This window comes from Pseudomonas fluorescens (assembly GCF_902498195.1).
GTDB classification, from domain to species: domain Bacteria; phylum Pseudomonadota; class Gammaproteobacteria; order Pseudomonadales; family Pseudomonadaceae; genus Aquipseudomonas; species Aquipseudomonas fluorescens_BU.
The window spans coordinates 1-551 of record NZ_CABVIY010000022.1; the positions used below are offsets into that span (position 1 = coordinate 1).

General features: G+C 62.6%; 1 protein-coding gene. It reads left to right on the top strand.

Features of this window, described 5'->3' with window-relative positions:
• Positions 1-407: DUF1302 family protein (locus F8N66_RS31330; protein WP_150773744.1), on the top strand; the 407-nt coding region annotated here is incomplete at its 5' end.
• Positions 408-551: the final 144 nt, after the last annotated feature.

The following is a 551-nucleotide window of genomic DNA, read 5'->3' on the forward strand; positions in this document are numbered from 1 at the left end:
CCGACAAGGTCACCAAGGACAACTACATCCTCGGCGTCAACTTCAACCCGACCTGGTACCAGGTCTTCCCCGGCATCGATATGTACCTGCCGATGACCTACAACGTCGGCCTCAATGGCAACTCCGCCGTGCAGCTCGGCGGCAACGAAGACGCCGGCAGCTACTCGGTCGGCGTCGGCATGGACGTGCGCAACCAGTACCGCTTCGACCTGAAGTACGTGGACAACTTCGGTCCGTTCGATACCTGCAGTTCGCCAGGCAGCGCGGGCAGTCAAGGAGACGGCGCGTCGCCGGGGGCCAACGGGCAATACAACTGCGTGCCCGGCCAGAACACCGCGTTCGGCGGTACACCATCCCAGCTCAAGGATCGCGGCATGGTCACTTTAACTTTCAAAACGACTATTTAATCGAACCATTGCCCAGCAACAGGAGACACCCCATGAAATTCGCTCAAACCTTACTGGCCACCACCCTCGCGCTGGCCGTCGCCGGCGCCGCCCAGGCGGCCGTGTCCCCGGACCAGGCGGCCAGGCTCGGGACCAGCCTAACGG